Origin of the sequence: Rubrivirga marina (genome assembly GCF_002283365.1) — a bacterium.
Lineage (GTDB): Bacteria > Bacteroidota > Rhodothermia > Rhodothermales > Rubricoccaceae > Rubrivirga > Rubrivirga marina.
On record NZ_MQWD01000003.1, the window covers coordinates 1 to 730 of the forward strand.

Sequence of the window (730 nt, forward strand, 5' to 3'; positions counted from 1 at the left end):
CGGCGGGTTGGGCCGCCCGGGCTCAGCGCGGGTACACCATCTGGTTCCGCTCTGCATGGACCACGAACACCTCGTCTTCGAGTCGGCTCACCCACCGCTCCTCGCGCCCCTCCGGGACCCCGAAGACGACGAGGTCCTGACCCCGGTACACGTTGACGACGTCGAGCCCGCCTTGGGCCGCGATGAGCGCCCGGACGTGCTCCTCGTCCGCCGCACGCCGGACTACGACCTCGACCCCGTCCCCCCGCCACACCCGCGCCGTGTCGACGAGCGGGTCGGCGGACAGCGCGGCGAGGTAGTCCTCGGGGGCGCCGGAGCGGACGACGGTCTGGACGAGGTACACCGGGGGGAGCGCGACCTGCTCGACCTCGATGCTGTGCTCGCGGGCGTACGCCTCAAGAAAGGCCGGCTCGACGTATCGGACCGAGGCAACGACCTCTCCGGGGATGAACGGGTCGTCGGACTCGAAGGCGTCGCACCCAGCGAGGAGCGCCGGAGCGAGTAGGAGTGCGAGAGCGGGGACGGAGCGCACGGTGATCGGGCAGAGGTGAGCCGCAACGGTAGGTCGGACGACGAACCTTGTAAAGTGCCAAGCAGAGCGCCCAACGTGAGGCGGCCCAACAGCTGGCCGCTTAGCCGCCGGGGCTGGCGGCGCGGCGGGTGGACGAGCGAAGGTAGGCGCCGGCGCTCGGACGAGACGGGGACGCTGAAGCCCCCGGTCGGCCTACAG

Annotated in this window: 1 protein-coding gene; it reads right to left on the reverse strand. The window is 71.5% G+C overall.

All coding sequences use genetic code 11. The annotated features are described in order from the left end of the window. Positions 1–22 precede the first annotated feature (22 nt). Positions 23–532, reverse strand: coding sequence for a hypothetical protein (locus BSZ37_RS20125; RefSeq protein ID WP_095510870.1), 510 nt, complete (start codon positions 530–532; stop codon positions 23–25). Between the last annotated feature and the right edge of the window lie 198 nt (positions 533–730).